Below are 24,003 nucleotides of genomic sequence, written 5' to 3' on the forward strand. Positions count from 1 at the left end.
TGAGTAAAAATTAAATATTATTCTCGTATAATATTGGGGATATGGCCCTAAAGTTTCTACCAAGCTACCGTAAATAGCTTGACTACGAGGTTGTGTATATAAATATGGAGATAATTGTATGTTTTATTTCCGTAATCTACCTTCCTAAAAGTCAAGCACCGGTATAACTCGGTGCTTTTTAATTTTTACAAAAACAATACAACATGACTTACGGAGGAGGATCATTTCGATGAAAAAAAATACAAAGAAAATCGTAATGATATTATTTATTGCTTTAATGACTGCTGTTATGGCAGCATGCGGAAGTGACTCAGCTAATGGAAATGAAGCTAAGTCTGAAAAAGGTGAAGAAGGATTAAAAATTGCTATTGTAACAAGCCCTTCAGGCGTGGATGATGGCAGTTTTAATGAAGATAACTATAACGGTATTTTAAGCTTTATTGACAAACATCCAACAGCAACGGTAAAAGCTGTAAAAGAAGAAACTGGTGATCCAGCTGCGGCTGTACAAGCTGTTGCTGATATCGTGGCAGATTATGATGTGATTGTAACACCTGGGTTTCAATTTGCTGGTGTTTCTAGTATTGCTGTAGAAAATCCTGATAAAATATTTATTTTAAATGATTCTGAGCCTGCACCTGTAGGTGACCAAACAGACTTCGATAATATCTATGCTATGAACTTCGCTGAACAAGAAAGTGGTTTCTTTGCAGGAATGGCTGCAGCCCTTGAAACAAAAACAAATAAAGTAGCGGTTGTAAATGGTATAGCATATCCGTCAAATGTAAATTATCAATTTGGCTTTGAATCAGGTGTACATTATGCAAATAAGGTTTTTGGAAAGAATGTTGAAATGGTTGAATTATCAGGCTATGCAGGGACTGATGTAACAGGTGCTGATGTTGGTGGTAACTATGCAGGATCTTTTGCAGATGAAGCAACTGGTAAAGTGATCGGAAATGCATTAATTAAACAAGGTGTAGATATCATCTTTGTTGCTGCAGGTGGTACAGGTAATGGTGTATTCACGGCAGTTAAAGAAGCTAAAGGCGACGTAAAAGTAATTGGTGTGGACGTTGACCAATTTGATGACGGTGTAAATGGTTCTGAAAACATCGTATTAACATCTGGGGTAAAATTCATGGCTATGAATATCGAAAAGTCATTAAATTCTATTGTTGATGAAACTTTTAAAGGTGGAAATGTAGTTCTTTATGCAGATACAGATTCAACTGGTTTTATTAAAGAAGAAGGTCGTCATCAATTATCCGAAGATACACTAAGTAAACTGAATGAAGCTTACGAGTTAGTTAAGGATGGTACAATCGTACCTGCATCTAATTTTAATGAGCATACTCCAGAAAAGTTTCCAGGGTTATAACATTAAATAGAAACACAATAACGAAATGAATCATTAGAAGTTTATCATCTCCTCATTTCAGGGGACTGATGAACTTCTTTTATTTCCTATTAGTGTGATAAAGGAGAAGAAAGATGTCTGATTATATTGTAGAAATGAAACATATAACCAAACGATTTCCTGGAATAGTAGCGAATGATGATGTATCCATTGGAATTAAAAAAGGAGAAATTTTTGCTTTACTTGGAGAAAATGGTGCAGGTAAATCAACATTGATGAGTATTTTAGGTGGTATGTACGAACCGGATGAAGGAGAAGTTTTTATTCGTGGAGAAAAAGTGCAAATTAGCTCACCTAACCATGCAGCAAAGCTTAATATCGGAATGGTCCATCAGCATTTTAAGTTAGTCTCTGATTATACGATCACAGAGAATATTATCTTAGGGGTTGAGCCAATCAAAAAAGTAGCTGGCCTCTTTCCATACGTGGATATTCGAAATGCCAATCGTAAAATTGAAGAACTGTCCAAAAATTTTGGTTTAGAAGTGGATCCGACGAAAAAAATAGCCGATCTGACTGTTTCCATGCAGCAACGGGTGGAAATTTTAAAGGTGCTTTATCGTGAAGCCGAAATCCTTATTTTTGATGAACCAACTGCAGTCCTAACACCACAAGAAATTGAATTCCTGCTTGATATTATTGAAGGTCTTCGAAACGCTGGAAAAACCATCATATTAATTACACATAAACTAGACGAAATTAAGAAAGTGGCCGACCGATGTGCGGTACTGAACAAAGGCAAATTAATCGATGTGTTGGATGTAAAGACAACATCGGTTAATCTTATGGCTCAATTAATGGTCGGTAGAGAGGTAAGCTTTGAATCTGAAAAAGCCCCTGCTCAGTTAAAAGAGGGAGTATTGAAGGTTGAACATCTAACCATTAAAAATGAAGATGGATTTGAAGTAGTGAAAGATGTTTCCTTTACCATACATGGTGGTGAAATATTTGCTATTGCTGGAGTCGCAGATAATGGGCAAGTTGAAATTGCGGATGCCATTGCTGGATTAACAAAGGTTAGCGGCGGGAAAATTTACCTCGAGGGCAAGGATATTACGAATGAAACGATTAGAAACAGAACTGAAATGGGAATCTCTTATATCCCTGAAGATAGACAAAGCTTTGGACTCGTTTTGGATTTTGATTTATCAACTAATATAGCATTAAAGCAGTACTATAAGGAGCCGTTTGCTCGTAAGGGAATCTTAAAAACAGAAGAATTTGAGCAATTTGGCAGTCAGTTGATTGATAAATTTGATATCCGAAGTGGACAAGGCATTAAGACGCAGGTTCGTTCAATGAGTGGGGGTAATCAGCAAAAAGCGATTATTGCTCGTGAAATCGAATTACAATCGCCGCTCATGATATTCGTTCAGCCAACACGTGGAGTCGATATTGGTGCGATTGAGAATATTCATAAAATGATCATTCAACAACGAGATCAAGGAAAAGCAATCTTACTTGTCTCATTGGAGCTAGATGAAATTATGAATGTAGCGGATACCATAGGGGTTATATATAATGGCCAACTTCAAAAGATTGCTAGTAGTGAATCATTAACGACGAATGAAATCGGCGAATATATGATGGGGGCAAAGCATGAGTAAAGATAAAAAGAAAAACAACTTAATTTATAGTCTTATTCGACCATTAAGTAACGAGAAATGGCAACCGATCTCGATTCCATTAGTCTCCATACTCATAAGTTTTATTGCTGCGGCTATTGTTATACTTCTAATAGGCAAAAATCCTTTGCAGGCATTTTACAACTTATTCCAAGGGGCAGGGATCTTGCCTAAGCCTTCTTATGCTGGCTATAAGAGCATGTTGACTGATTTTTTAAGTTTGCTAAACGCCATGACTCCACTTGTGTTTGCCAGCTTGGCAGTAGCTGTTGCTTTTAGAGCGGGTCTATTTAATATTGGGGTTTCCGGTCAAATGCTCGTCTCTGGATTTTTAGCAACGATTATCGTTGGTTACAGTGGTTTAGATGCTATCATTGCAAAGCCGCTTGTGTTAGTGATTGGAATTGTTGCTGGGGGATTAATGGGTGGATTAGTTGGGTGGCTAAAATATAAATTTAACATTAATGAGGTAGTAACGACGATTATGTTAAATTATATTGCTCAATATGTCATAAGCTTTTTTATTCAAATGTATTATGTTGACCCTGTTTCAAGACAATCGAAATATATTTCAGAAGAAGCAAGATTGACATTAGTAAATGTAGATTTAGCCAATTTGAAAATGGATATTCCATTGGGCTTTATTATCGCAATCATTATTGCTACTTTAATAAAGTTTTTCATGGACAAAACAGTGGTCGGTTTTGAAATTAAAGCTGTAGGTTCCAACCGCAATGCAGCCAAATATGCAGGGATTAATGTTGGAAGAAATACGGTATTAGCCATGACTATTTCTGGAGGTTTAGCTGGTCTTGCAGGAGTCACGTATTATTTAGGTTATTTTGCTTCTATCCAACCCAAAGTATTATCAAGTATCGGTTTTGATTCCATTGCTGTTTCGCTTTTAGGAAACTCTCATCCAATTGGTATCATTTTTTCATCATTTTTAGTTTCGATTATTGATCAGGGAAGTACGTATATGAGTTCACAGGCTGGAATTAGACAAGAAATTTCTTCTGTTATTATCGGGTTAATCCTATTGTTTAGTGCATGTGGTGCATATATGAAATATAAAGTCAGCCGCTTGAAGGAAAAAGAAGTGGAACGAAAGGAGATTGAATCATAATGGATACAATAATTATTGATGGATTATCCTTTGCTCTGCCTCTTTTTATTATCGCAATAGGCGGTATATATAGTGAAAAGAGTGGTATTACTAATTTAGCACTAGAAGGTTTTCAAGGTTTTGGGGCGTTCATCGGAGCGCTATCAGCTGTCTTAATCGCAAATGCTACTGGTTCAGATATTCAAAGTCTATTCTATGTGGCATTATTTTTTGCGATGATTGGTGGGATGGCTTTTTCGGTTATTCATGCTGTACTAAGTATTAAGTTTAAGGCAGATCAAGTAATCAGTGGTGTTGTGATTAATATTTTGGCGTTGGCATTAACGACTTTCTTAACAACGCAAATAAATGCACTTGTATTTGGAACGGCATCGGACAAGTTTCGATTAGGTGTATCGGAGCGGTTTACGATTGAAGGTTTAGCCAATATTCCTGTGATCGGTGCGGTCTTTACGAATGTGTATACGTTCGAAGTGATTATCATCGTGATTGCCGTTTTTGCTTGGTATCTGTTATATAAAACAAAATTCGGTATGCGATTAAGGGCGAGCGGTGAAAATCCCCATGCACTTGATGCAGCGGGTGTAAATGTATCAAAAATTAGATTTTCCGCGGTTCTCATATCGGGTCTATTATCAGGTCTTGGTGGGATATGTTTTGCCTATTCCATTTCAGCTAACTTTTCTTCAAATATTTATATGGGATATGGCTTCTTAGCTATTGCAGCACTCATTTTTGGCAACTGGCGGATTCTGCCTACTTTAGCTGCTTGTCTATTATTTGGTTTTGCAAAATCTGGTGGATCGTTTATTGCTCAGTCAATGGCATTACCAAGTAGTTTCACTGATTTATTCATGATTTTACCGTATGTATTAACGTTATTGTTACTAATCTTTTTCTCTAAATCAAATCGCGCGCCAAGAGCATTAGGTGAAATTTATGACAAAGGAAAAAGGTAGGGAATTTTATAAAGCTGGTTCCATCTATAAAATGATAGCATTTTGCTAACACAATTGTATGAAAAACGATAAATTACAGTTAGAGATGCAACAGCACTGATTTTCTAAAACAATGATATACCGCACTTTAATACACAGAGATAAAGATTTTATACACACTCAACTTACGGGCAGCTGATTTAAGGCTTTTGAGAGTTGCATTTGAGAAATAGTAAAATCTATTTTTCACCCGATTTGTGAATTAGTCATGTAAACAATTTATATTTATAGCAAAAAACCACTTCCTATCTTTAACTAGAAAGTGGTTTTTTGTCGTTAAAATTTGCTATTATCAGACCTTTTGGAATACAACTAAAGAAAATGGTAGGTTTCAAGCAGCTCGTCACTTTATTCCTCGCTGTTCCCTCGGTGGCATAACTAACGTTTTGTTTTTCTTCCATCCATCAAATACCTGAGTACCTGATAAGTCAGGCTGTTCCTTGAGCCATCGCATAATCATCTCCCAAAAGGGATCAAGCTTGGAGTATAAATAAATTAAATGCGATTTTGCCGGAAGTGCGGAAATTAAGTTTTAAGGAAAATAGAGGATGAAACTGAAATAATAAGGGCCATAGACAGAAGAATCGTTATAGAATTCGAATGAATTATAATCATGAAATTACTCAGAAAGAAAATTTCCTTAAGATTTATGATTGATAACAAAGTTGGAAAAAAATATAAAGATAATAATCTAGCTAATCAAATACAACTATTTAGAAAAAAAAGTAAAATTTTTAAATTAATAGGAAATAAGATGTAGTAAAAGTTAACAGAATATACTATAATTTTAATAAGTTAGAAAGAATAAAATAAATCACACAATAAATAAGGAGAGGTGTAAGATATGGGTTTGATTGATATAGTTGATAGTTCGGGAAACTACATTAAAATGTTTGCAGTGAAGGGGAACCAATTTGGAAAAAAGGTACTAGCAGCGCAGTGTACGGTTGATTATGTATTGAAATTTTTAGAGATTGATAAATCGGTCCAAAGAGAAATTATTGAAGTACAAGTATCAAATATTAGTAAATATATACAGTATGGATTAGATGGAAATGATATATATTTTCCTCCATTGATATTTTCCTCAAGGGGAAGAGGGGAATTTAATGAATTAAATAATGAATTTCTTCTCAAAGCTGAAGACACAATGGTTATTTTAGATGGTCAACATAGAATTAGAGCCTTTGAAGTGTTAAAAAAACGATTAGAATCAAGCCAAGATCCCGAACACAAAGAAAAATTAAAATACATAAAAAATTTCCCTTTAACAATTCAGATTTTTAGTGATTTAACCCTTGAACAGGAACGTCAACTGTTTACGGATGTTAACACAAAGTCATCAAAAGTAAGTAATACCTTACTAATAATGTATAAAGAAAATGATCTATGTGGGAAGTTGGTTAAAGATATTATTAATAATCATCCTTACATATCCCCAGATAAATTTGAAGTGCGTGCAAAAACTACAACCACAAAATTAATGACTGCAGCCACTTTGTATAATATTTCCTTAACTTTAAATGATGGAATTATTGTTATGAAGGGAGGTAAAAGCAGAATAAGTGAGGAAAATTACCACTTATATAGAAAGAACGTCGAAGAATTTATTACATTATTAATGAAATATGCTCCTGATCAATGCTTAGATAGAAATAAGTACTTTATAATGAACCCAAATGCCTTACAAGGAATTGCTAAGTGTATTTTCCAGTTACGTGAAAGTGATCCTAATTTTGATATGGAAGCATTATTTCAATCATCTGTTCGTTCATTTGATTGGACACACAAAAATAAGGAGTTAAGACTTGCGGGTATTCCCTATAACAACAAAACTAAGAAATATAGATTTACTGTTGGAACTCGCATAGTAACGCAGATTTCTGAATTGCTGCTAAAAAAATATATAATTCATTCAGGGGGATACTCACATGTTTGATATAAAACTAAAAGGATTAATCAATTTAATAAACGGACAAAGTAAGGGTGTAATGACTACTCAAATTACTGTAAGGGAAGTTTTAGAGATATATAAAATAGAAAACTCAGTTAATCGTGATATTAACTATTCTCGATTGAACCCTCTAGCTAAATACATTGATTCATACGATTCAGAAATTGGAATATTTCTGCCGTCACTTGTGTTTTCATTCCCGGGGGATCCAAATAAGTACTATGACACCTTTAAAAAGGAATTAAGTATACCAATGGGCGGAAAGTTGAAAGTTATTGATGGTCAACATCGAATAAAAGGGTTAGAACATTTGTTGAAGATTATAAAGGAGCCAGAAAGAAAAGAATATATATTAAATAGTAGCCTGACAGCACAAATATATTTTGGATTAAGTGAAAAGGATGAAAAGAATGTTTTTGTAGATATAAACTCTAATGCTAAACGTGTATCTATGTCACTAATTACAAAGTATGATACTAGAGAGATAACTCGAGTCTTGGTAAGAGATTTATACACTGCATGTAATGCTCTTGAGAATGCAGGGGTAGAATTTAATAAGAGCCGAATTGTAAGACCAACTAGCACAACTTTTTTTACAAGTGCAAGGTTAAGAAATTTTATTTCGGCTTTACTTTTCGGGAAGGTAAAAACGAGTAAAAAAGACGAACAAATTATTAAAAGTAAATATGATGATATACTATCATTTTTAGATAAATTTTTTACAATATTATTTGATACTCTTCCCTCTATACCAGGAGATGTTAGAAGATATACATTAGGTCATGAAGCGCTACAAATGGCCATTGCTTTTTATTTACATGATGAAATCATTACAGAAGATGAAAATGACTTACGTTGGATTAACGATTGGGAATTTTCTGTTGAAAGTTTAAAATACTTTGATTGGAGTTCGCAAAATTCCTTATTCCAAGAGCATATGATAACTTCTAGACCAAATACGGATCACTCATTTAAAGCCTTTATAGATAATAAACCAAATATATTAATTGAGATTTTAAAGGAAAAGGTGTTATAGAATTTAGAGAAATAGTCGTCGATTAAACAGAGTCTAGTAGGATGAAAGCGTTTTTTGATAGAGTGCTTCCTGAAATTTGGAGGGATGCTATTTATGTCAATGATGTTATCTTTTTCAAAAGTATTATGGACTGTTCTTCACGGAGATAAAAGACATTTTATCCACGAAGATGAAGATTACCCAGAGTGGTCAAATTTACAAACCCAAAACGCTTCCTTATCAAAAAACAGTAAACATATAGTAGTCAAGGATGCTAGTCACTATATCCATTTGTTGAAATTGTTGAGAGCATAAAATAGTAAACTCTGAAAAAAAGGCTTTTCCTAAGTAATAAAAACTTATGAGAGGTCTTTATTTCATCTTTTGAGTTAAGTCGAGATACTTCTTCGTCCATAGTAGAATAGGTAAGGAGACTCGTTTTTGTCCCAATAAGCCAATTACGTGAAATAAAATAAAGAATTAGATATACTAGAAGTATAAGTAATTCTAATATTTCTTAGGCTATATTTTCTATAAAAACTAATGTCTAAGGAATGGATCTAATAAGAAAGGTGGAAATAATATGAGTACGCTAATAGCTGAAGAAAGAAATACCGTAAAAAAATCTGATTTGAAAAGGTTTAGAAGTGAAGGGAAAATCCCAGCGGTTGTTTATGGAAATGCTATAAATACTGAATCTATTTTGATTAACAGTGCTGATTTAAGAAGTGTAATTAAGGATGTTGGTCGAAATGGTATTTTCTCGTTAAATCTTGATGGAAATTCTAAAAGTGTTATTTTAAGAGATTACCAAAATAACGCTGTGACTAAGGAGATTCTTCATGTCGATTTTCTTCAAGTGGACAAGAATACTGAAATCGATACAAAGGTAAGTGTGATTTTAAAGGGAACTTCGAATGGAGAAAAAGTCGGAGGAGTTGTTAATCAATTTCTGTATGAATTGGATCTAACAGCTAAAGCGAATGATCTCCCTGATCAAATTGAAATTGACATCACTGAATTTGAAATCGGTCATTCCGTCCGAATAGCCGATATTAAAAAAGAGTATAGTAACTGTACGATCAAACATGAAGATGATGAAACGATCGTAATGATCGACTATCCAAGAGTTCGAACAAATGAAGAGGAAGAAAGTGAAGTTGAAGTTTCGGGTGTCTAATCCTAGAAATCTAACCTGGTAAGTTGAAAATAGGACTAAAAGACAAACCCAAAACTACAACCCAAAACACTTTTTTGCTACCTGAGTGTTTTGCCGTTATTAAGTGTAAACAAAGCTAATGATCATATCAATACTTTTGTAGAAAAATTTTTTCAAAAATGTTCATGTAGAATTTCTTAAAAAACCTCAGATCTCTTCTTTAGTGAAGAAAGCTGAGGTTTTTTCGTTATTTTAAGAGCTTAATTCCTTTGATTTAACGCCTCTTGTATCATCTTTTCCAAACGATCTAAACGATCGATAATCGGTTGCAGGGCTTCCTCCAGTTGTACGCGTAATCGATCTGCTTTTCGTTCTCCATGATTTAATTCCTCCTAGTTGAATACAGATTATTAAGAATTTCTTTTATATAGGATGTGTTACAATAAGGGTGCGTAATCAAAACTTTTGGACAGAAAAACAATAAGGTTTATGAGTGCGGGGGGTTGAGAAAAATGGACACAATCTTTACATATATCGTTACCCTTTTGGCAGTAGGAATTTCAGTGTTTATAACACTTTTCTTCAAGCTTGAGCTTGAGCGGATGTTTCGTGAAAAACAGAGTGTGATCCCTTTTCATATTTGTAATGTGCTTATTGTGCTAATGGTGTCTTTTGCGTTTCATGCGGTATTTATCATTTATATATTTGAGCGGGAATTAAACCTATTACTTCAAATGCTAATCAACTTGATTATTATCCTGCCGATTTATATAGTTGGAAACACTATATTTGAAAAAAACAAATTCAAGTTTCGTAAATACAGACCAGTGGAAGATGGAAAAGTGCTTGTGATTAACGAAAAATACTTACAGAAGAAAAAAGGTAAGTTGAATAGAGGATAACAAAAACCAGATGCTCAAATCTGGTTTTTGCTTTTTTTGATGAAATTCCAATTATTACTTAACGGAAGGGGGGGCAAAGGTACTACCTTAATACTACATATAGCGTATTTTGGTAAAAAAACTGAAAATTACACCATATTTGGAGGATATGAGAGGATGTGGGAGGATCTTGGAAGGATAAAACATGTTCCCCCTCTGAGGTTTTGTAATCATGGAATATGCTAATTTATCCCGAGATATGCTAGATTATCAGGTTTGTTCTCATTTTAGTATTCCTCTATACTTTTAATGTAACCATGAAGTTCACCACCGTAAAACAAACAAATAGCTTTACCCTCCAAGATCATTAATTCGAAAGACGTATCCTCGAGTTCTAGAAAAATGTAGCCTTCACTTGTCCTCTACATTTTTCGGCTGAATGAATATTTAATTATTACCTTTCTATTATTCTAATCAAATTGTTCGATCGTTAAAGAGTTAGGGAGGAGAATTTACTACCTAAAAAATGAATAGTTATTCATTTTTTATCGGGTTAATCTTTACATTATACATAGTAAATCAATCGGTTTACTTAAAAGTTGAACAAAAAAGGGGAGAGATGAAGAATGAAACGAAAATTATTTACATTATTAGCGGTTTTGCTACTAGCCCTAGTTGGATGTAGTAGTGCAGGGTCTTCAGGTAATGGAGAACCAGCAAAATTAGATAAAATTGTACTTGCTGATGCTGGATGGGACAGCATTCGCGTCCATAACAGTATTGCGCAACGAATCCTTGAAGAGGGATATGGCTATAAAACAGAGGTGACAGCTGGGTCGACTGCTGCAACACTTGAAGGTTTACGTCAAGGTGACATCAATGTGTATATGGAAGTATGGACTGATAATGTAAAAGAGCTTTATCAAGAGATGACAGATGCTGGTGATATTGTGGAGGTATCTACAAACTTCGACGATAATAGCCAAGGGTTATATGTTCCGACTTATGTAATTGAAGGAGATAAAGAAAGAGGAATTGAACCGTTAGCACCAGATTTAAAAACAGTTGAGGACCTGAAGAAATACCCTGAAGTATTCCCTGACCCAGAGGATTCAAGTAAAGGTCTAATAGTAGGTGCTCCTACCGGATGGGCTGTTGGGGAAACAATGTCAGTTAAGGTTGACACATATGGCTTAGGAGATTCGTTTAACTATATAAGTCCAGGCTCCGATTCAAGTGCGGTGGCTACTCTAGTTAATGCTTATGAAAAGGGCAAAGGTTGGGTCGGGTATTACTGGTCTCCAACATGGGTAACTGCAAAATATGATCTAACTCTTTTAGAAGAACCTGAATATAACGAAGAACAATGGAACAAAGACTTTGGAACAGCATTCCCGCCAAATGATGTTGTCGTAGCTGTTCACAAAGACATGCCTGAACAAGCACCAGAGGTTGTAGAGTTTCTAAAGAATTATAAAACGAGTAATGACTTAACAGAAGAAGCGCTTAACTATATGAATGAAAATGAGGCATCAGCTGAAGAGGCTGCCCAGTGGTGGATGAAAGAGCATGAAGATGTTTGGACTTCATGGGTCTCAGAAGACATCGCTGAAAAAGTAATAAAATCGTTAGAGTAAGAAAAGCGCAAGGCGCCTGCCTATCGGCGACAAGCATAAGACAAGCGCTGACAGAAGGCGTTCTTTGCCTTCAGAAGCGATTGGATTATGACCTCGAGCCGATGGCGCCTGAAGCTAGACAGAGTAATGCTTACGTAGTAGTTGGCAACCAACTACTACAATTTTTAAAGAAAGTTTGTCGAAAAACATGTGATTATCTAAATAAAAGTGAGGTGATTGGTTACATCATGTAACCTGCTTATGGGTAGTTTTCCGGATATACGATGGGAATTTATCGGTGAATATGTAGAGAAATTTATTAAATGGTTAGATACAACGTTCGAAGGGTTTTTTGATTTCATACATCTTATCTCCTCTCAAACAATCAATGGAATAAGCGGATTCCTTAATTTTATTCCATGGTGGATCTTCTTGATTATTATTTTCCTTTTAGGATGGCGCTTCAAATCTGTTCTTTCTGGTGTGTTATATGCATTCTTTATTTTCTTAATAGGAACGTTTGGATTGTGGGATGTATTGATGATAACAATAGCCATTGTTCTAACATCTGTTCTCATATCCCTCATTATTGGGATTCCACTTGGAGTGTGGATGGCGTTTAGCAAAGGATTTTCGGTGGTCATGAGGCCAATATTAGATGCGATGCAAACAATGCCAAGTTTCGTTTATTTAATTCCTGCGATCTTCTTTTTCAGTCTAGGAAATGTTTCGGCTGTATTTGCAACGTTAATTTATGCACTGCCACCTGTTATTCGCTTGACTGAGCTAGCCATTCGTAATGTGGATGAAGATGTCATTGAATCTGCACAATCATTCGGTTCATCAAGATGGCAAATGCTGACTAAGGTTCAATTGCCTCAGGCACTTCCAACGATTATGGCAGGGGTAAACCAGACGACAATGATGGCACTTGCGATGGTCGTTATTGCGTCGATGGTTGGTGCAAAGGGACTTGGTGAACAGGTTCTAATCGCAATTAACCGTATTGATATGGCACTCGGATTTGAAGCGGGTATCAGCATTGTGTTCCTAGCTATCATAATTGACCGTGTGACATCAGGAGTGGCGAGTTCCTTCCAGAAACACAGGGGGTCGGAATAATGGAAACAAAAATTAAAATAGAGAATGTCTCAAAAATATTTGGTTCAAAACCAAAATCGGTCATTCCAATGGTCGAAAAAGGAATGAGTAAGAAAGAAATTTTAGAAAAAACAAATCATACCGTGGGTGTATACAATGCATCAATGGAAATTAAAAAAGGTGAAATCTTTGTGATCATGGGACTTTCAGGAAGTGGTAAGTCGACTTTGATTCGCTGCTTTAACCTTTTAAATAAACCAACAACTGGAGCCATCTATGTAGATGGGGAAGATGTTGTTCGCTATAATTCATCCCAGCTTAAGAAGTTCAGACAAGATAAAATTGCAATGGTATTTCAGCATTTTGGTTTATTCAGTCACCGAACGGTTTTAGCGAATGTGGAATATGGTCTTGAGGTTAAAAATGTCTCAAAGGAAGAACGTAGAGAGATTGCCTTAAAAAATATTGAAAGTGTTGGCTTAAAAGGATACGAGGATAAATATCCGGGAGAGCTCTCAGGTGGGATGCAGCAGCGTGTGGGACTTGCTCGAGCACTTGCAAATAATCCTGATATCCTCCTTATGGATGAACCTTTTAGTGCACTTGACCCACTCATTCGTAGAGAAATGCAGCTTGAGTTGATAGAGTTGCAGGACAAACTTCAAAAGACCATTATTTTTATTACACACGATATCAATGAAGCTTTTAAATTAGGAGACCGTGTTGCCGTCATGAAGGACGGGGTAGTTGAGCAAATAGGTACACCGGAGGAAATAATCGAGACTCCTGCGAACGACTATATATCCGAGTTTATCAAGGATATCGACCGTTCTAAGGTTTTACAGGCGGAGCATGTTATGATTCAATCGAATGCTTTAGTATCACTTAAGGACAGTCTACAAGTGGCAGTAAAAGAAATGCAGAAAAATGGGATCTCAAGCGTATTTGTGGTTAACAAGCATAGACGCTTAGAGGGAATTGTAACCATTGATGATTGCATAAATGGAATCAAGGAGAAGAAAACTTTGGCTGATGTGATTCAGGATGATATTTTTACAGTTTCAAAGGATGAATATATTCAAGATATCATTCCGAAGGCACTGGAAACAAAGTTCCCATTAGCCGTAGTGAATGAAGAACAGCGACTAGTAGGAATCATCCTCCGTGTTCATGTACTATCAAGTCTCGTTTAGGAAATATGAATGGCTCAGATTGAATTAACAATCTGAGCCATTTTTCTATTATCGGCACTTATAGAACAATACTAGTTGAATTTTGGAATCGGTTATAATCGCTTTGATAATTAGTTTGCGAATAGTATAATAGTTACATATATTGTAAGAGGTTGTTCAAAAAGTCCGGTAAAAATGACACATCGAATTTCTTCGTTGGCTTGCTTTTCCGTTGCTCGCGTATTAAAAGATACGCTCCGCTACTCAAAGCTGCGCCGCCTCGAACTTCTTGGTCCTTTTTATCCTCCTTTTTGAACTCTCATTGTAAGACGAAGCTAGGTTAATAGGGGGACGGAAAATGGCGCAGCTTGATATGTTACATCCAGTTTTAGGAAGAGTTATCGAAAATATCGAAAAAGTCATGATCGGAAAAAGAGATGTGGCCACACTGAGCTTGGTTGCATTACTAGCAGAAGGACATGTTTTATTAGAGGATGTACCAGGTGTAGGGAAGACAATGATGGTGCGTTCTCTTGCGAAATCAGTGAGTGCGGAGTTTAAACGAATTCAGTTTACGCCTGACCTATTGCCGTCCGATGTAACTGGAACGTCAATCTATAATCCAAAAGAGCTCCAATTTGAGTTCCGACCAGGGCCAATCATTGGTCATATTGTTCTTGCGGACGAAATCAACCGTACATCTCCGAAGACACAATCAGCGTTACTTGAAGGAATGGAAGAAAGCAGTATCACGGTTGACGGAGTAACTAGAGCCTTGCCAAAGCCATTTTTTGTCATGGCCACACAAAACCCAATTGAATATGAAGGAACATATCCACTTCCAGAAGCACAGCTTGATCGTTTTCTTTTAAAAATGAAAATGGGGTATCCGTCCCTTAATGAGGAAATCGAGGTTTTAAATAGAGCGGAGAAGTCCAAGCCCATTGAACAGCTTGAAGCGGTTATTACCCTTGAAGAGTTAGTTCAGCTACAGAAAGAAGTAAAAGAGGTCTATGTTGATCAAACAATTAAAGAATATATTGTAGATTTAGTAAGCCGAACTAGAGAGCATAACTCTATTTATTTAGGGGCAAGTCCACGTGGTTCAATAGCATTAATGAAGGCGGCTCAGGCGTATGCCTTGATTCACGGTAGGGATTTTGTGATACCAGACGATATCCAATACCTTGCACCATTTGTTCTGCCACATCGACTTATTTTAAAATCGGAAGCAAGATTCGAAGGAATGACAACTGATAAGGTAGTAGCGAAAATCATTGAGAGAACACCGATTCCCGTGCAAAGGTCGTTGAATCGTTGATGAGGAGCCTATTTCGAAAGCTAAAAGAGACGGGGAAGCTCGTCAATATCTTTCTTCTCATTGTTGTAACATTTGTATATGCGATGTTTCAAGGTGGATTTGTAAGCTGGTTTCTATTTTATAGTTTTATCCCGTTTGGATTATATTCTTTTGTTCTATCAATCTATCCTCTTCAAGATTTTAAACTGAGTCGTCATATCAACCAAACAGAGTATATGTCGGGGGAAAAATTCGAGGCCAGCATCGTGATTAGGCGAAAGATCCCTTTTCCATTAATGTACTTAATTGTCGAGGAGCTTCTTCCAACGCAATTAAAAAAATATAAGCAATCAAAGCAGTCAAAGGTCATTCTATTCCCGTGGTTTAAGCGGGAATTAACCTATAAATATGAATTCGATGCAATCCCGAGGGGTGAGCATATATTAGAAGGAATACGCATCAAGACGGGAGATTTGTTCGGACTTATTGAAAAAGAAACTATTGCTTCGTTTCGTGACCAGTTTTTAGTATATCCACAGTATGTAGATATGGTATATCGACAGCTTGAGAGTCGATTTGAGCAAGGGATGACTTCTTCAAATGTGAGATTACAGCGGGATACAGCGATTGCGATTGGTGTAAGAGAATATACGCCAGGTGACCGTTTTTCATGGATTGATTGGAAGGCATCTGCAAGGCGAAATAATATTATGACGAAGGAATTCGAGCAGCAGCAAAGTCATGATGTTGTTGTATTCATGGACCGAACCAAGTCAATCCATTTTGAACAGGTTGTAACTTTTACAGCCTCTCTTACGAAAGCAATTTTAAGAAAAGGTGCACAGGTTTCATTTATCTCCGTTGGGGAGGATCAAGCTATTTTTCCTTTAAAAGCTGGTGAATCCCAGCGACAAGTGATTTATCACCACCTAGCAAAGGTAAAGGACAATAGCCCCATTCCTTTTTCACAAATTGTAGAATCAGAGATTAAAAAAATCTATCAACCTGTAACTTACATGCTTGTCACAGGTGAGTTAAATGAGGGAACGATTCATTTAGTCGGCAGATTTTCAATGCGAAATGCAGATTTACAGATTTTCGTTATAAAAGAAAAAGGGGCTCAATTGACCCAAGATGAAATTGGCGTCCTTAGTGCAATAAGAAAGCACAATGTAATTGCAAAAGTTGTCTATGAAGGGAAGTTCGCTAATGTATTTAACTTAATTCAGTAGAGGGCTGCTATTTGATAGTGGAGGATTGATGCAAAAATATTATAATTCAGTTTTTATGTTATACCGTGACTGAATTAAGTTAATGCCTCAGATTTTTTAAAGGAAGTTTTCGAGGAGTAAGATTAAAGACTAAAAACGCNNTCCTGTGGGCCTAAAAATCTGGGCGCAAATACGCAATGGCGCATTTGATTGGAGGGAGCAGATCATGAAGCCTAAAATTCCAGCACAACGAGATATTCGCAACCTATTATTAAATATATTCGGCTTTCTTTTGTTGTGGGAATGGCTGCGACCACTCAAAACTGTGACAGATACTCAGGAGACACTCTGGTTTGTTATTTTTATTGGTGCATGCTTCCTGCTATTATTTTTACGAGTCCCGTTTTTGCTTGGTGCTCTGATTAAGATTTTCCTGATGTTCTATATGATCCATTCGCTCTATTTTAAGAAGGACTTTTTAAATATCGAATGGTTGGGTGAATTTTTTGCCGATTTAATAAAAAATATTGGACTCATGTTCCAAGCAAATTGGATGGGAATGACACCGATCTTCCGCACGCTTCTCTTTTGTATTTTGCTCTGGTTAATGAGTTACTTGCTTCATTATTGGTTTACCTATCAAAAGAGAATTCTATTGTTTTTTGTGTTGACGATCATTTATATTACGGTAATCGATACATTCAGCCCGTATGACGGGAAAGCTGCGATTATTCGGTCTGTTTTAATTGGCTTTGTCATGCTAGGGATTCTGCAATTTGAGCGGTTAAAGGATAAAGAGCTCTCGAAACATGTAAACATCGGGAAAAAATGGGCCATCCCCTTAGCTGTTTTTATTCTGTTTTCTACACTTATTGGCTATGTGTCACCGAAAGCAGCACCTCAATGGCCAGACCCAGTTCCATTTTTAAAAGGTTATGGGCAGGAGAATGCAAACGGAGCCATTAACGGGGTAAAGAAAATTGGTTATGGTACAAATGATCAAAACCTTGGTGGACCATTTATCGCCGATGATACGGTTGTATTTACAGCAAAGACTGAAAAACGCCATTATTGGCGTGTCGAATCCAAGGATACCTATACGGGGAAGGGCTGGAAATTATCAGGTCCAGCGGAAAAAGAAGTTTTCTACGATGAAAATACTACGATAAATTGGTATGAGACAAAAACAGAGGTAGAAGAATTCGAATCTGAAATTCAAATGGATCTAAAATATTCGCATATCGTGTATCCCTTGGGATTGACGTCTGTTGAGGTAAATCCTGATATCCATTTTAGCGTGAATACTTTATCTGAAAAGATCTCTACTTTTAGAGGTAACGATGTGGTTAAATTGGATCAATATACTCTTCATTATGAGTATCCGAAATATTATATTAACCATCTAAAAGAGGTTACAGAGCCGGGGAGCTTTGAACAGAATGACATTTTTAGAGAAAGATACACGCAAATACCTATTGACCTACCTGATCGAGTAAGGGAACTTGCCACAGAAATCACCAGTTCACAAACGAACCGGTATGATAAAGTTAAGGCGGTCGAAAATTACTTCCAAGTAAATGGATTTGTATATAATACCCAAAATGTAGCTGTACCAGAATCTAACCAAGACTATGTTGATCAGTTCTTATTTGATACAAAAGTGGGCTACTGTGATAATTTTTCAACTTCAATGGTTGTTTTATTGCGTGCAGTTGATATTCCGGCTAGATGGGTAAAAGGCTATACAGAAGGTCAGCGACTCAAACTAAACTCATATGAAGTTACGAACAATAACGCACATTCTTGGGTTGAGGTTTATTTTCCGGAGTTCGGTTGGGTACCCTTTGAGCCAACCAAGGGTTTTAGCAACTCCAATCTATTTTCCTATGATTTAACGACGACTGGAAACCAAAATAGTCAAACACCACAAACAACGCCAGAGGTAACTCCTAAGGAAGAAGAGGCAAAAGAAACGGTGGCAACACCAGTTTCAGATGAAGCGGATAGCAGTATTTTTGAAAAGTTCGCGGATGCACTCTCATGGAAATACGTGTTGATTATCCTATTAAGTTTCTTTTTGATTGCTTATGTCCTATTTAAGACTCGAAAAAAATGGATGCCGTATCTTTATATTTGGTTGTACAAAAATGCCAAAGATGAAGAGGTTTATTTTAAAGCCTATAATGCTTTATTAAAACAATTGGATCGTGTCGGCTTCCCTAGAAAGGACGGGCAAACCTTGAGGGAGTATTCCGTCCAAGTCGATCATTTTTTCAAAGGGCATGAAATGGAACAATTAACGCTAAGCTATGAACGGGCTCTGTACCGAAAAGACAATGCCCATAAAGAATGGATCAAGTCCGTCGAATTATGGGAAAATTTAATTAAAAAGATATCATCTTGACCAATAAGTACCTGATTGATAGAATAAAAACACAATTTTAATAGAAGTATCCTTCGTATATCCTCGATAATATGGATCGAAAGTTTCTACCGGACCACCGTAAATGGTTTGACTATGAAGGCAGCTATTCTATTTGTGTACGTGAACTGGAATTCTGCCTTTATATAGGTAGGATTCTATTTTTTTTTACTTTTTCCAGCCCAGCTTTTAATCCCGGCTAAAAAAAGTAAAAGCCTTCGGCGAATGCCTCAGATTTTAGAGGGAATTTTTCGAGCGCAGGATCAAAGACTAAGGTTGCCACTTCCTGTGGCAACGTCTTTGTGACCCACCTCGTATGGGCCTAAAAAATCTGGGCGTAAAGATGCCATGGCATATTTGATGTATATTATCTATTGGGTATATTACAAAATAAGACGAGGTGATTTTGTGAATAACGTTCAAGAGATGGTCGTAGTTTTAGATTTCGGCAGCCAATACAATCAATTAATTACACGCAGAATCCGTGAGTTTGGGGTTTATAGTGAGCTCCACCCACACACTTTGACCGTTGAAGAAATTAAGGCTATGCAGCCAAAGGGAATCATTTTATCTGGTGGACCAAATAGTGTCTACGATGAAAATTCATTTAGATGTGATGAGAAAATTTTCGATTTAGGTATTCCCGTTCTAGGAATTTGCTATGGAATGCAACTCATGACTCAACATTTTGGTGGTCGAGTAGAAAAGGCGCATAACCGTGAGTACGGAAAAGCAACCATCAATGTTCAAAATGAATCTGCTCTTTTTTCAAATATTCCAAGCGAACAAGTAGTATGGATGAGTCACGGGGACTTAGTTGTTAAAACACCAGAAGGTTTCACTGTCGATGCGGTAAGTCCGTCTTGCCCAATTTCAGCTATGAGTGATGCAGAACGTAACCTATATGGTGTTCAATTCCATCCAGAGGTACGTCACTCTGTATACGGAAATGATCTTCTTAAAAACTTTGTATTCGATGTTTGTGGATGCACAGAAAGCTGGTCCATGGAAAACTTCATTGAAATCGAAATGGAAAAGATCCGTCAAACCGTTGGAGATAAAAAAGTTCTCTGCGCACTTAGCGGAGGTGTAGATTCTTCCGTTGTTGCAGTGTTAATCCATAAAGCAATCGGTGATCAATTAACATGTATGTTCGTTGACCACGGTCTTCTTCGTAAGGGAGAAGCTGAAAGTGTAATGAAGACGTTTAGCGAAGGTTTCCATATGAATGTGATTAAAATCGATGCTAAGGATCGCTTCTTATCTAAACTAAAAGGAGTAAGTGATCCAGAACAAAAACGTAAAATCATCGGTAATGAGTTTATCTATGTGTTTGATGATGAAGCTACAAAGCTTGAAGGAATTGACTATCTTGCACAAGGAACTCTTTATACAGATATTATTGAAAGTGGAACTGCAACGGCACAAACCATCAAATCACATCACAACGTTGGTGGGCTTCCAGAAGATATGCAATTTCAATTAATTGAGCCACTTAATACCTTGTTTAAAGATGAAGTTCGTGCATTAGGAACAGAGCTAGGTATTCCTGATGAAATCGTATGGCGTCAACCATTCCCTGGGCCAGGACTGGGTATCCGTGTTTTAGGCGAGATAACTGAGGATAAACTTGAGATTGTTCGTGAATCTGACTACATCCTACGAGAAGAAATTAGAAAAGCGGGTCTTGAGCGAGAAATATGGCAGTACTTTACAGTCCTTCCAGATATCCGTAGTGTTGGAGTAATGGGAGATGCAAGAACATATGATCACACAATTGGAATTCGTGCTGTTACATCAATTGATGGGATGACATCAGATTGGGCTCGTATCCCTTGGGGCGTTCTTGAAGTCATTTCAACAAGAATAGTGAATGAAGTCAGTCATGTAAACAGAGTTGTGTATGATATCACAAGTAAACCACCGGCAACAATTGAGTGGGAATAATACACGAACGATAGAAAAAAATAATATTTTAATGTTCGTTTTTTAGGTTGACTCTCTAGGTACATTGTCATATAATAAAATCGAAATAAAGATTTTGTTGAAATACGTCGTATAATCTTGGGAATATGGCCCAAAAGTTTCTACCAAGCAACCGTAAATTAGCTTGACTACGAGGTATAACAGATAATGAAGAGAGTCTACTAACTATGATTCTCCTTTTCTATCGTTATCCTTAACGTCAAGCGCTTCAGATATTCCTCTGGAGCGCTTTTGTGTGCTTATTCAGTAAAAACTCGGTTCTTTTTACGACGATATGGATCAAAGGGAGAGGGAATCATATGAAAAAGTATTTTCAATTCGATGAGCTTGGAACTACTTATAGAAAAGAAATTATTGGTGGGATCACAACGTTCTTATCTATGGCTTATATTTTATTCGTTAACCCATCAATTTTATCATTAAGCGATGTACCAGATTTACCAGAAGCCTTAAGAATGGATGCAAACGCAGTGTTCGTTGCAACAGCTCTTGCAGCAGCGCTTGGTACGTTAATCATGGGTGTCGTTGCAAAGTATCCAGTAGCCTTAGCTCCTGGTATGGGACTTAATGCCTTCTTTGCATACTCAGTTGTACTAGGTATGGGCATTGCGTGGCAAACTGCTTTATCGGGTGTATTAGTATCAGGTATTGTTTTAGTTTTACTAACACTAACACGCATTCGTGAAAAAATTATCGATGCCATCCCGCAAAATCTTAAATTAGCAGTGGGTGCAGGGATTGGATTATTTATTACTTTCGTAGGTCTTAAAAATGCAGGAATTGTGGTTGGGGATCCAGCTACTTTAGTTGCTTTAGGTGATTTAACAAACGGAAACACTTTACTTGCTGTTTTTGGTGTTATTATTTCAGTAATCTTGATGGTTCGAAAAGTTAATGGAGCAGTATTTATCGGAATGGTAGTGACAGCAGTCATCGGAATGCTTTTTAACTTGATTGACACACCAGATAGAATTGTCAGTCACGTACCAAGTTTAGCGCCGACTTTCGGAGCAGCATTTACACACTTCGGAGAAATCTTCACTTTAGATATGTTGGTTGTCATTCTTACATTTATGTTCGTAGACTTCTTTGATACTGCAGGAACTCTAGTAGGGGTTGCAAACCAAGCGGGAATTATGAAAGACAATAAACTTCCACGTGCTGGAAGAGCATTAGTTTCAGATTCAAGCGGTACAGTAATTGGGGCAATCTTAGGAACGTCTTCAACCACTTCTTTTGTTGAATCAACAGCAGGAGTTGCAGCGGGTGCTAGATCAGGATTTGCTTCAGTTGTAACAGCTATACTATTCTTGTTAGCACTATTCTTTTCTCCTTTATTAGGAGTAGTTACAGCAGCCGTTACTTCACCAGCATTAATTATCGTTGGGGTATTAATGGTTGCAACCATAGGCGATATTGAATGGAAAAAATTCGAGATTGCTGTTCCGGCTTTCCTAACGATCGTAACAATGCCTCTAACATATAGTATTGCAACAGGTATTGCGATTGGCTTCATCTTTTACCCAATCACAATGATGGTAAAAGGAAAAGCAAAAGAAATTCACCCACTTATGTATGCTTTGTTCATTATCTTTATTTTATATTTTATTTTCTTAGTGTAAAAAAAGAGGGTGCCAGATTCGAAATCTAAGTGGTACTGATAATGTCGAGAAAAAGCTTGGTTAACCAAGCTTTTTTCTTATGCATTTCGCATTATTCGATTGAAGCAATCCTTAGTTAACTGATTTTTTGAGAATCTCATCCCAATGAGATAAATAAAGCAAGTGTCCTTCATTATCTATAAAGGAATACGTGGAATTAGAATACTTTTCACGGAGGTAATTAGAAGTCTCCGAAGTCCAAATAGTATCTTTGCCGCCTTGCCAGATATTTACTTTAGTTTTATGAAAAGGATTCCTTTTGTAATCAAGTTTTTGACATAATGCAAGAGTATCGTAATATACCCCGATGCCTTTATTCCGGTAACTTTCCACTGCGCCTTTGATAATAACCGACTTCATTATAGGGTCAATGGCAACTTTTTTGTCCTCTTCTACCATTTGTTGTATAGATTTTTGAATGGTAGAATCCAAGTTATTTGTTAGCTTCTTACTGAGACTTTTAAAATAAAATTTTGTTATAAGAGGTATGTACTTGTTCATATTCACAATGCTTTTCCAATTCGTAGGTAAAATCTTTGTAGTTTCGTTACTATTTAGAGGGATCGCACTACTAATTAGATTAAGGGAAGTGACTTTTTTGGAATATTTGCCTGTGAAAACTTGACTATATAATCCACCGGCAGACCACCCTATAATCGAGGCCTTTTCAATTCCTTTAGTAATTAGGAACTCATTTATTGAGTCTGCAAAATCCTCCATCGAATATTTTATCTGCACATCGGAATCTCCATAACCTGGGCGATTAATGGCAAAGAAACGAACATTATATTTATCTAATATTTTTGTATCAGGATGAATGGAACTTGCTGACGAACCGAAACCGTGAAGGAAGATAACTGTATTCTCGTTCGTATCCCCGTAACTTAAATAAGATAATTTTCGATTATCCTGTAACCGAATAAATGATTCATCGTACTCTTTCAAAATGATACTCCTCTCGATTCTGGTTTTTCTCCATTTATATTCAACATAGGAATTCCAATCTCCTTTTTTAACTCAAATAGATATGATAGGTTAGGAAAGTTACATTGATTTTTAAAAAAACAGCAAAGATATTAGCACTAGAGTTAGCCTCCCAAATTTGTTTTCAAGCCACCTTTGTCGTTGTTTGGAATAGCGTAGCGGAATTGGTCGATAATTCCAGTACAATATTGGTTGACGGTGGTTCATAAACTTGGTATATTAAGTAGGTCGCTGACACAGCCCCTTCAAAAATGAATCACAAAATAAAGGGTGTTGACATAGACTTTTAAAGATGTTATATTATAAAAGTCGCTGATGAACAGCGGGATAAAAAGTTCTTTGAAAACTGAACACAATACAAGCGTCAACGTT

18 protein-coding genes and 3 riboswitches are annotated in these 24,003 nt (G+C 36.5%); of the genes, 17 read left to right on the forward strand and 1 reads right to left on the reverse strand.

Going from position 1 to position 24,003, the window contains the following annotated elements:
* Positions 1-3 precede the first annotated feature (3 nt).
* A riboswitch (purine riboswitch) is annotated at positions 4-105 on the forward strand.
* Positions 106-229: 124 nt separating this feature from the next.
* From V7147_RS04035 to V7147_RS04115, 17 genes are all read left to right on the forward strand, one after another.
* Positions 230-1,381, forward strand: coding sequence for a BMP family lipoprotein (locus tag V7147_RS04035; protein WP_335366579.1), 1,152 nt, complete (start codon positions 230-232; stop codon positions 1,379-1,381).
* Positions 1,382-1,494: 113 nt separating this feature from the next.
* A complete protein-coding gene (locus tag V7147_RS04040) occupies positions 1,495-3,027 on the forward strand; it encodes an ABC transporter ATP-binding protein (RefSeq protein ID WP_335366580.1) in 1,533 nt (510 codons plus the stop codon).
* A complete protein-coding gene (locus tag V7147_RS04045) occupies positions 3,020-4,171 on the forward strand; it encodes an ABC transporter permease (protein WP_335366581.1) in 1,152 nt (383 codons plus the stop codon). Before V7147_RS04040 ends, V7147_RS04045 begins: the two co-directional genes overlap by 8 nt.
* Positions 4,171-5,130 carry an ABC transporter permease gene (locus V7147_RS04050; RefSeq protein WP_335366582.1) on the forward strand — a complete coding sequence of 320 codons (960 nt, stop codon included), beginning with the start codon at positions 4,171-4,173 and terminating at the stop codon, positions 5,128-5,130. The genes V7147_RS04045 and V7147_RS04050 overlap by 1 nt, the downstream gene beginning before the upstream one ends.
* Before the next feature lie 883 nt (positions 5,131-6,013).
* A complete protein-coding gene (locus tag V7147_RS04055; RefSeq protein WP_335366583.1) occupies positions 6,014-7,108 on the forward strand; it encodes a DNA sulfur modification protein DndB in 1,095 nt (364 codons plus the stop codon).
* A complete protein-coding gene (locus V7147_RS04060; protein WP_335366584.1) occupies positions 7,101-8,159 on the forward strand; it encodes a DNA sulfur modification protein DndB in 1,059 nt (352 codons plus the stop codon). The genes V7147_RS04055 and V7147_RS04060 overlap by 8 nt, the downstream gene beginning before the upstream one ends.
* 93 nt (positions 8,160-8,252) lie before the next feature.
* Positions 8,253-8,453: a hypothetical protein gene (locus tag V7147_RS04065; protein WP_335366585.1), complete on the forward strand. Its 201-nt coding sequence runs from the start codon at positions 8,253-8,255 to the stop codon at positions 8,451-8,453.
* A 268-nt stretch (positions 8,454-8,721) separates the two neighbouring features.
* The gene (locus V7147_RS04070; protein WP_335366586.1) at positions 8,722-9,318 is read left to right on the forward strand and encodes a 50S ribosomal protein L25; all 597 of its coding nucleotides are present in this window, start codon (positions 8,722-8,724) and stop codon (positions 9,316-9,318) included.
* 491 nt (positions 9,319-9,809) lie between these two features.
* Entirely contained in the window at positions 9,810-10,199 is a 390-nt protein-coding gene (locus V7147_RS04075; protein WP_335366587.1) for a hypothetical protein, read from the forward strand.
* Between the two features lie 605 nt (positions 10,200-10,804).
* Entirely contained in the window at positions 10,805-11,815 is a 1,011-nt protein-coding gene (locus V7147_RS04080; protein WP_335366588.1) for an ABC transporter substrate-binding protein, read from the forward strand.
* Between the two features lie 240 nt (positions 11,816-12,055).
* Positions 12,056-12,916: an ABC transporter permease gene (locus V7147_RS04085; protein ID WP_335366596.1), complete on the forward strand. Its 861-nt coding sequence runs from the start codon at positions 12,056-12,058 to the stop codon at positions 12,914-12,916.
* Positions 12,916-14,088, forward strand: coding sequence for a quaternary amine ABC transporter ATP-binding protein (locus V7147_RS04090; protein WP_335366589.1), 1,173 nt, complete (start codon positions 12,916-12,918; stop codon positions 14,086-14,088). Before V7147_RS04085 ends, V7147_RS04090 begins: the two co-directional genes overlap by 1 nt.
* Before the next feature lie 337 nt (positions 14,089-14,425).
* On the forward strand, positions 14,426-15,388 hold the full coding sequence (locus tag V7147_RS04095) for an AAA family ATPase (RefSeq protein ID WP_335366590.1): 963 nt from the start codon (positions 14,426-14,428) through the stop codon (positions 15,386-15,388).
* Complete coding sequence (locus tag V7147_RS04100; protein ID WP_335366591.1) at positions 15,388-16,599, forward strand: DUF58 domain-containing protein; 1,212 nt, start codon at positions 15,388-15,390, stop codon at positions 16,597-16,599. The genes V7147_RS04095 and V7147_RS04100 overlap by 1 nt, the downstream gene beginning before the upstream one ends.
* 205 nt (positions 16,600-16,804) lie before the next feature.
* A complete protein-coding gene (locus V7147_RS04105; protein ID WP_335366592.1) occupies positions 16,805-18,982 on the forward strand; it encodes a transglutaminaseTgpA domain-containing protein in 2,178 nt (725 codons plus the stop codon).
* 33 nt (positions 18,983-19,015) lie between these two features.
* Positions 19,016-19,117: riboswitch (purine riboswitch) on the forward strand.
* A gap of 243 nt (positions 19,118-19,360) precedes the next feature.
* On the forward strand, positions 19,361-20,947 hold the full coding sequence (gene guaA, locus V7147_RS04110; protein WP_438824538.1) for a glutamine-hydrolyzing GMP synthase: 1,587 nt from the start codon (positions 19,361-19,363) through the stop codon (positions 20,945-20,947).
* Positions 20,948-21,034: 87 nt separating this feature from the next.
* Positions 21,035-21,137, forward strand: a riboswitch (purine riboswitch).
* Between the two features lie 148 nt (positions 21,138-21,285).
* Positions 21,286-22,608 (forward strand): NCS2 family permease, encoded by a 1,323-nt coding sequence (locus tag V7147_RS04115; RefSeq protein WP_335366593.1) that lies wholly within the window; start codon positions 21,286-21,288, stop codon positions 22,606-22,608.
* Positions 22,609-22,719: 111 nt separating this feature from the next.
* On the opposite strand, the gene V7147_RS04120 is transcribed toward V7147_RS04115, so the two are convergent.
* Positions 22,720-23,592 (reverse strand): alpha/beta hydrolase, encoded by an 873-nt coding sequence (locus tag V7147_RS04120; RefSeq protein ID WP_335366594.1) that lies wholly within the window; start codon positions 23,590-23,592, stop codon positions 22,720-22,722.
* Positions 23,593-24,003 lie beyond the last annotated feature (411 nt).

The sequence above is a fragment of the Bacillus sp. JJ1521 genome, from assembly GCF_036965165.1.
Classification (GTDB): Bacteria; Bacillota; Bacilli; order Bacillales; family Bacillaceae_L; genus Ferdinandcohnia.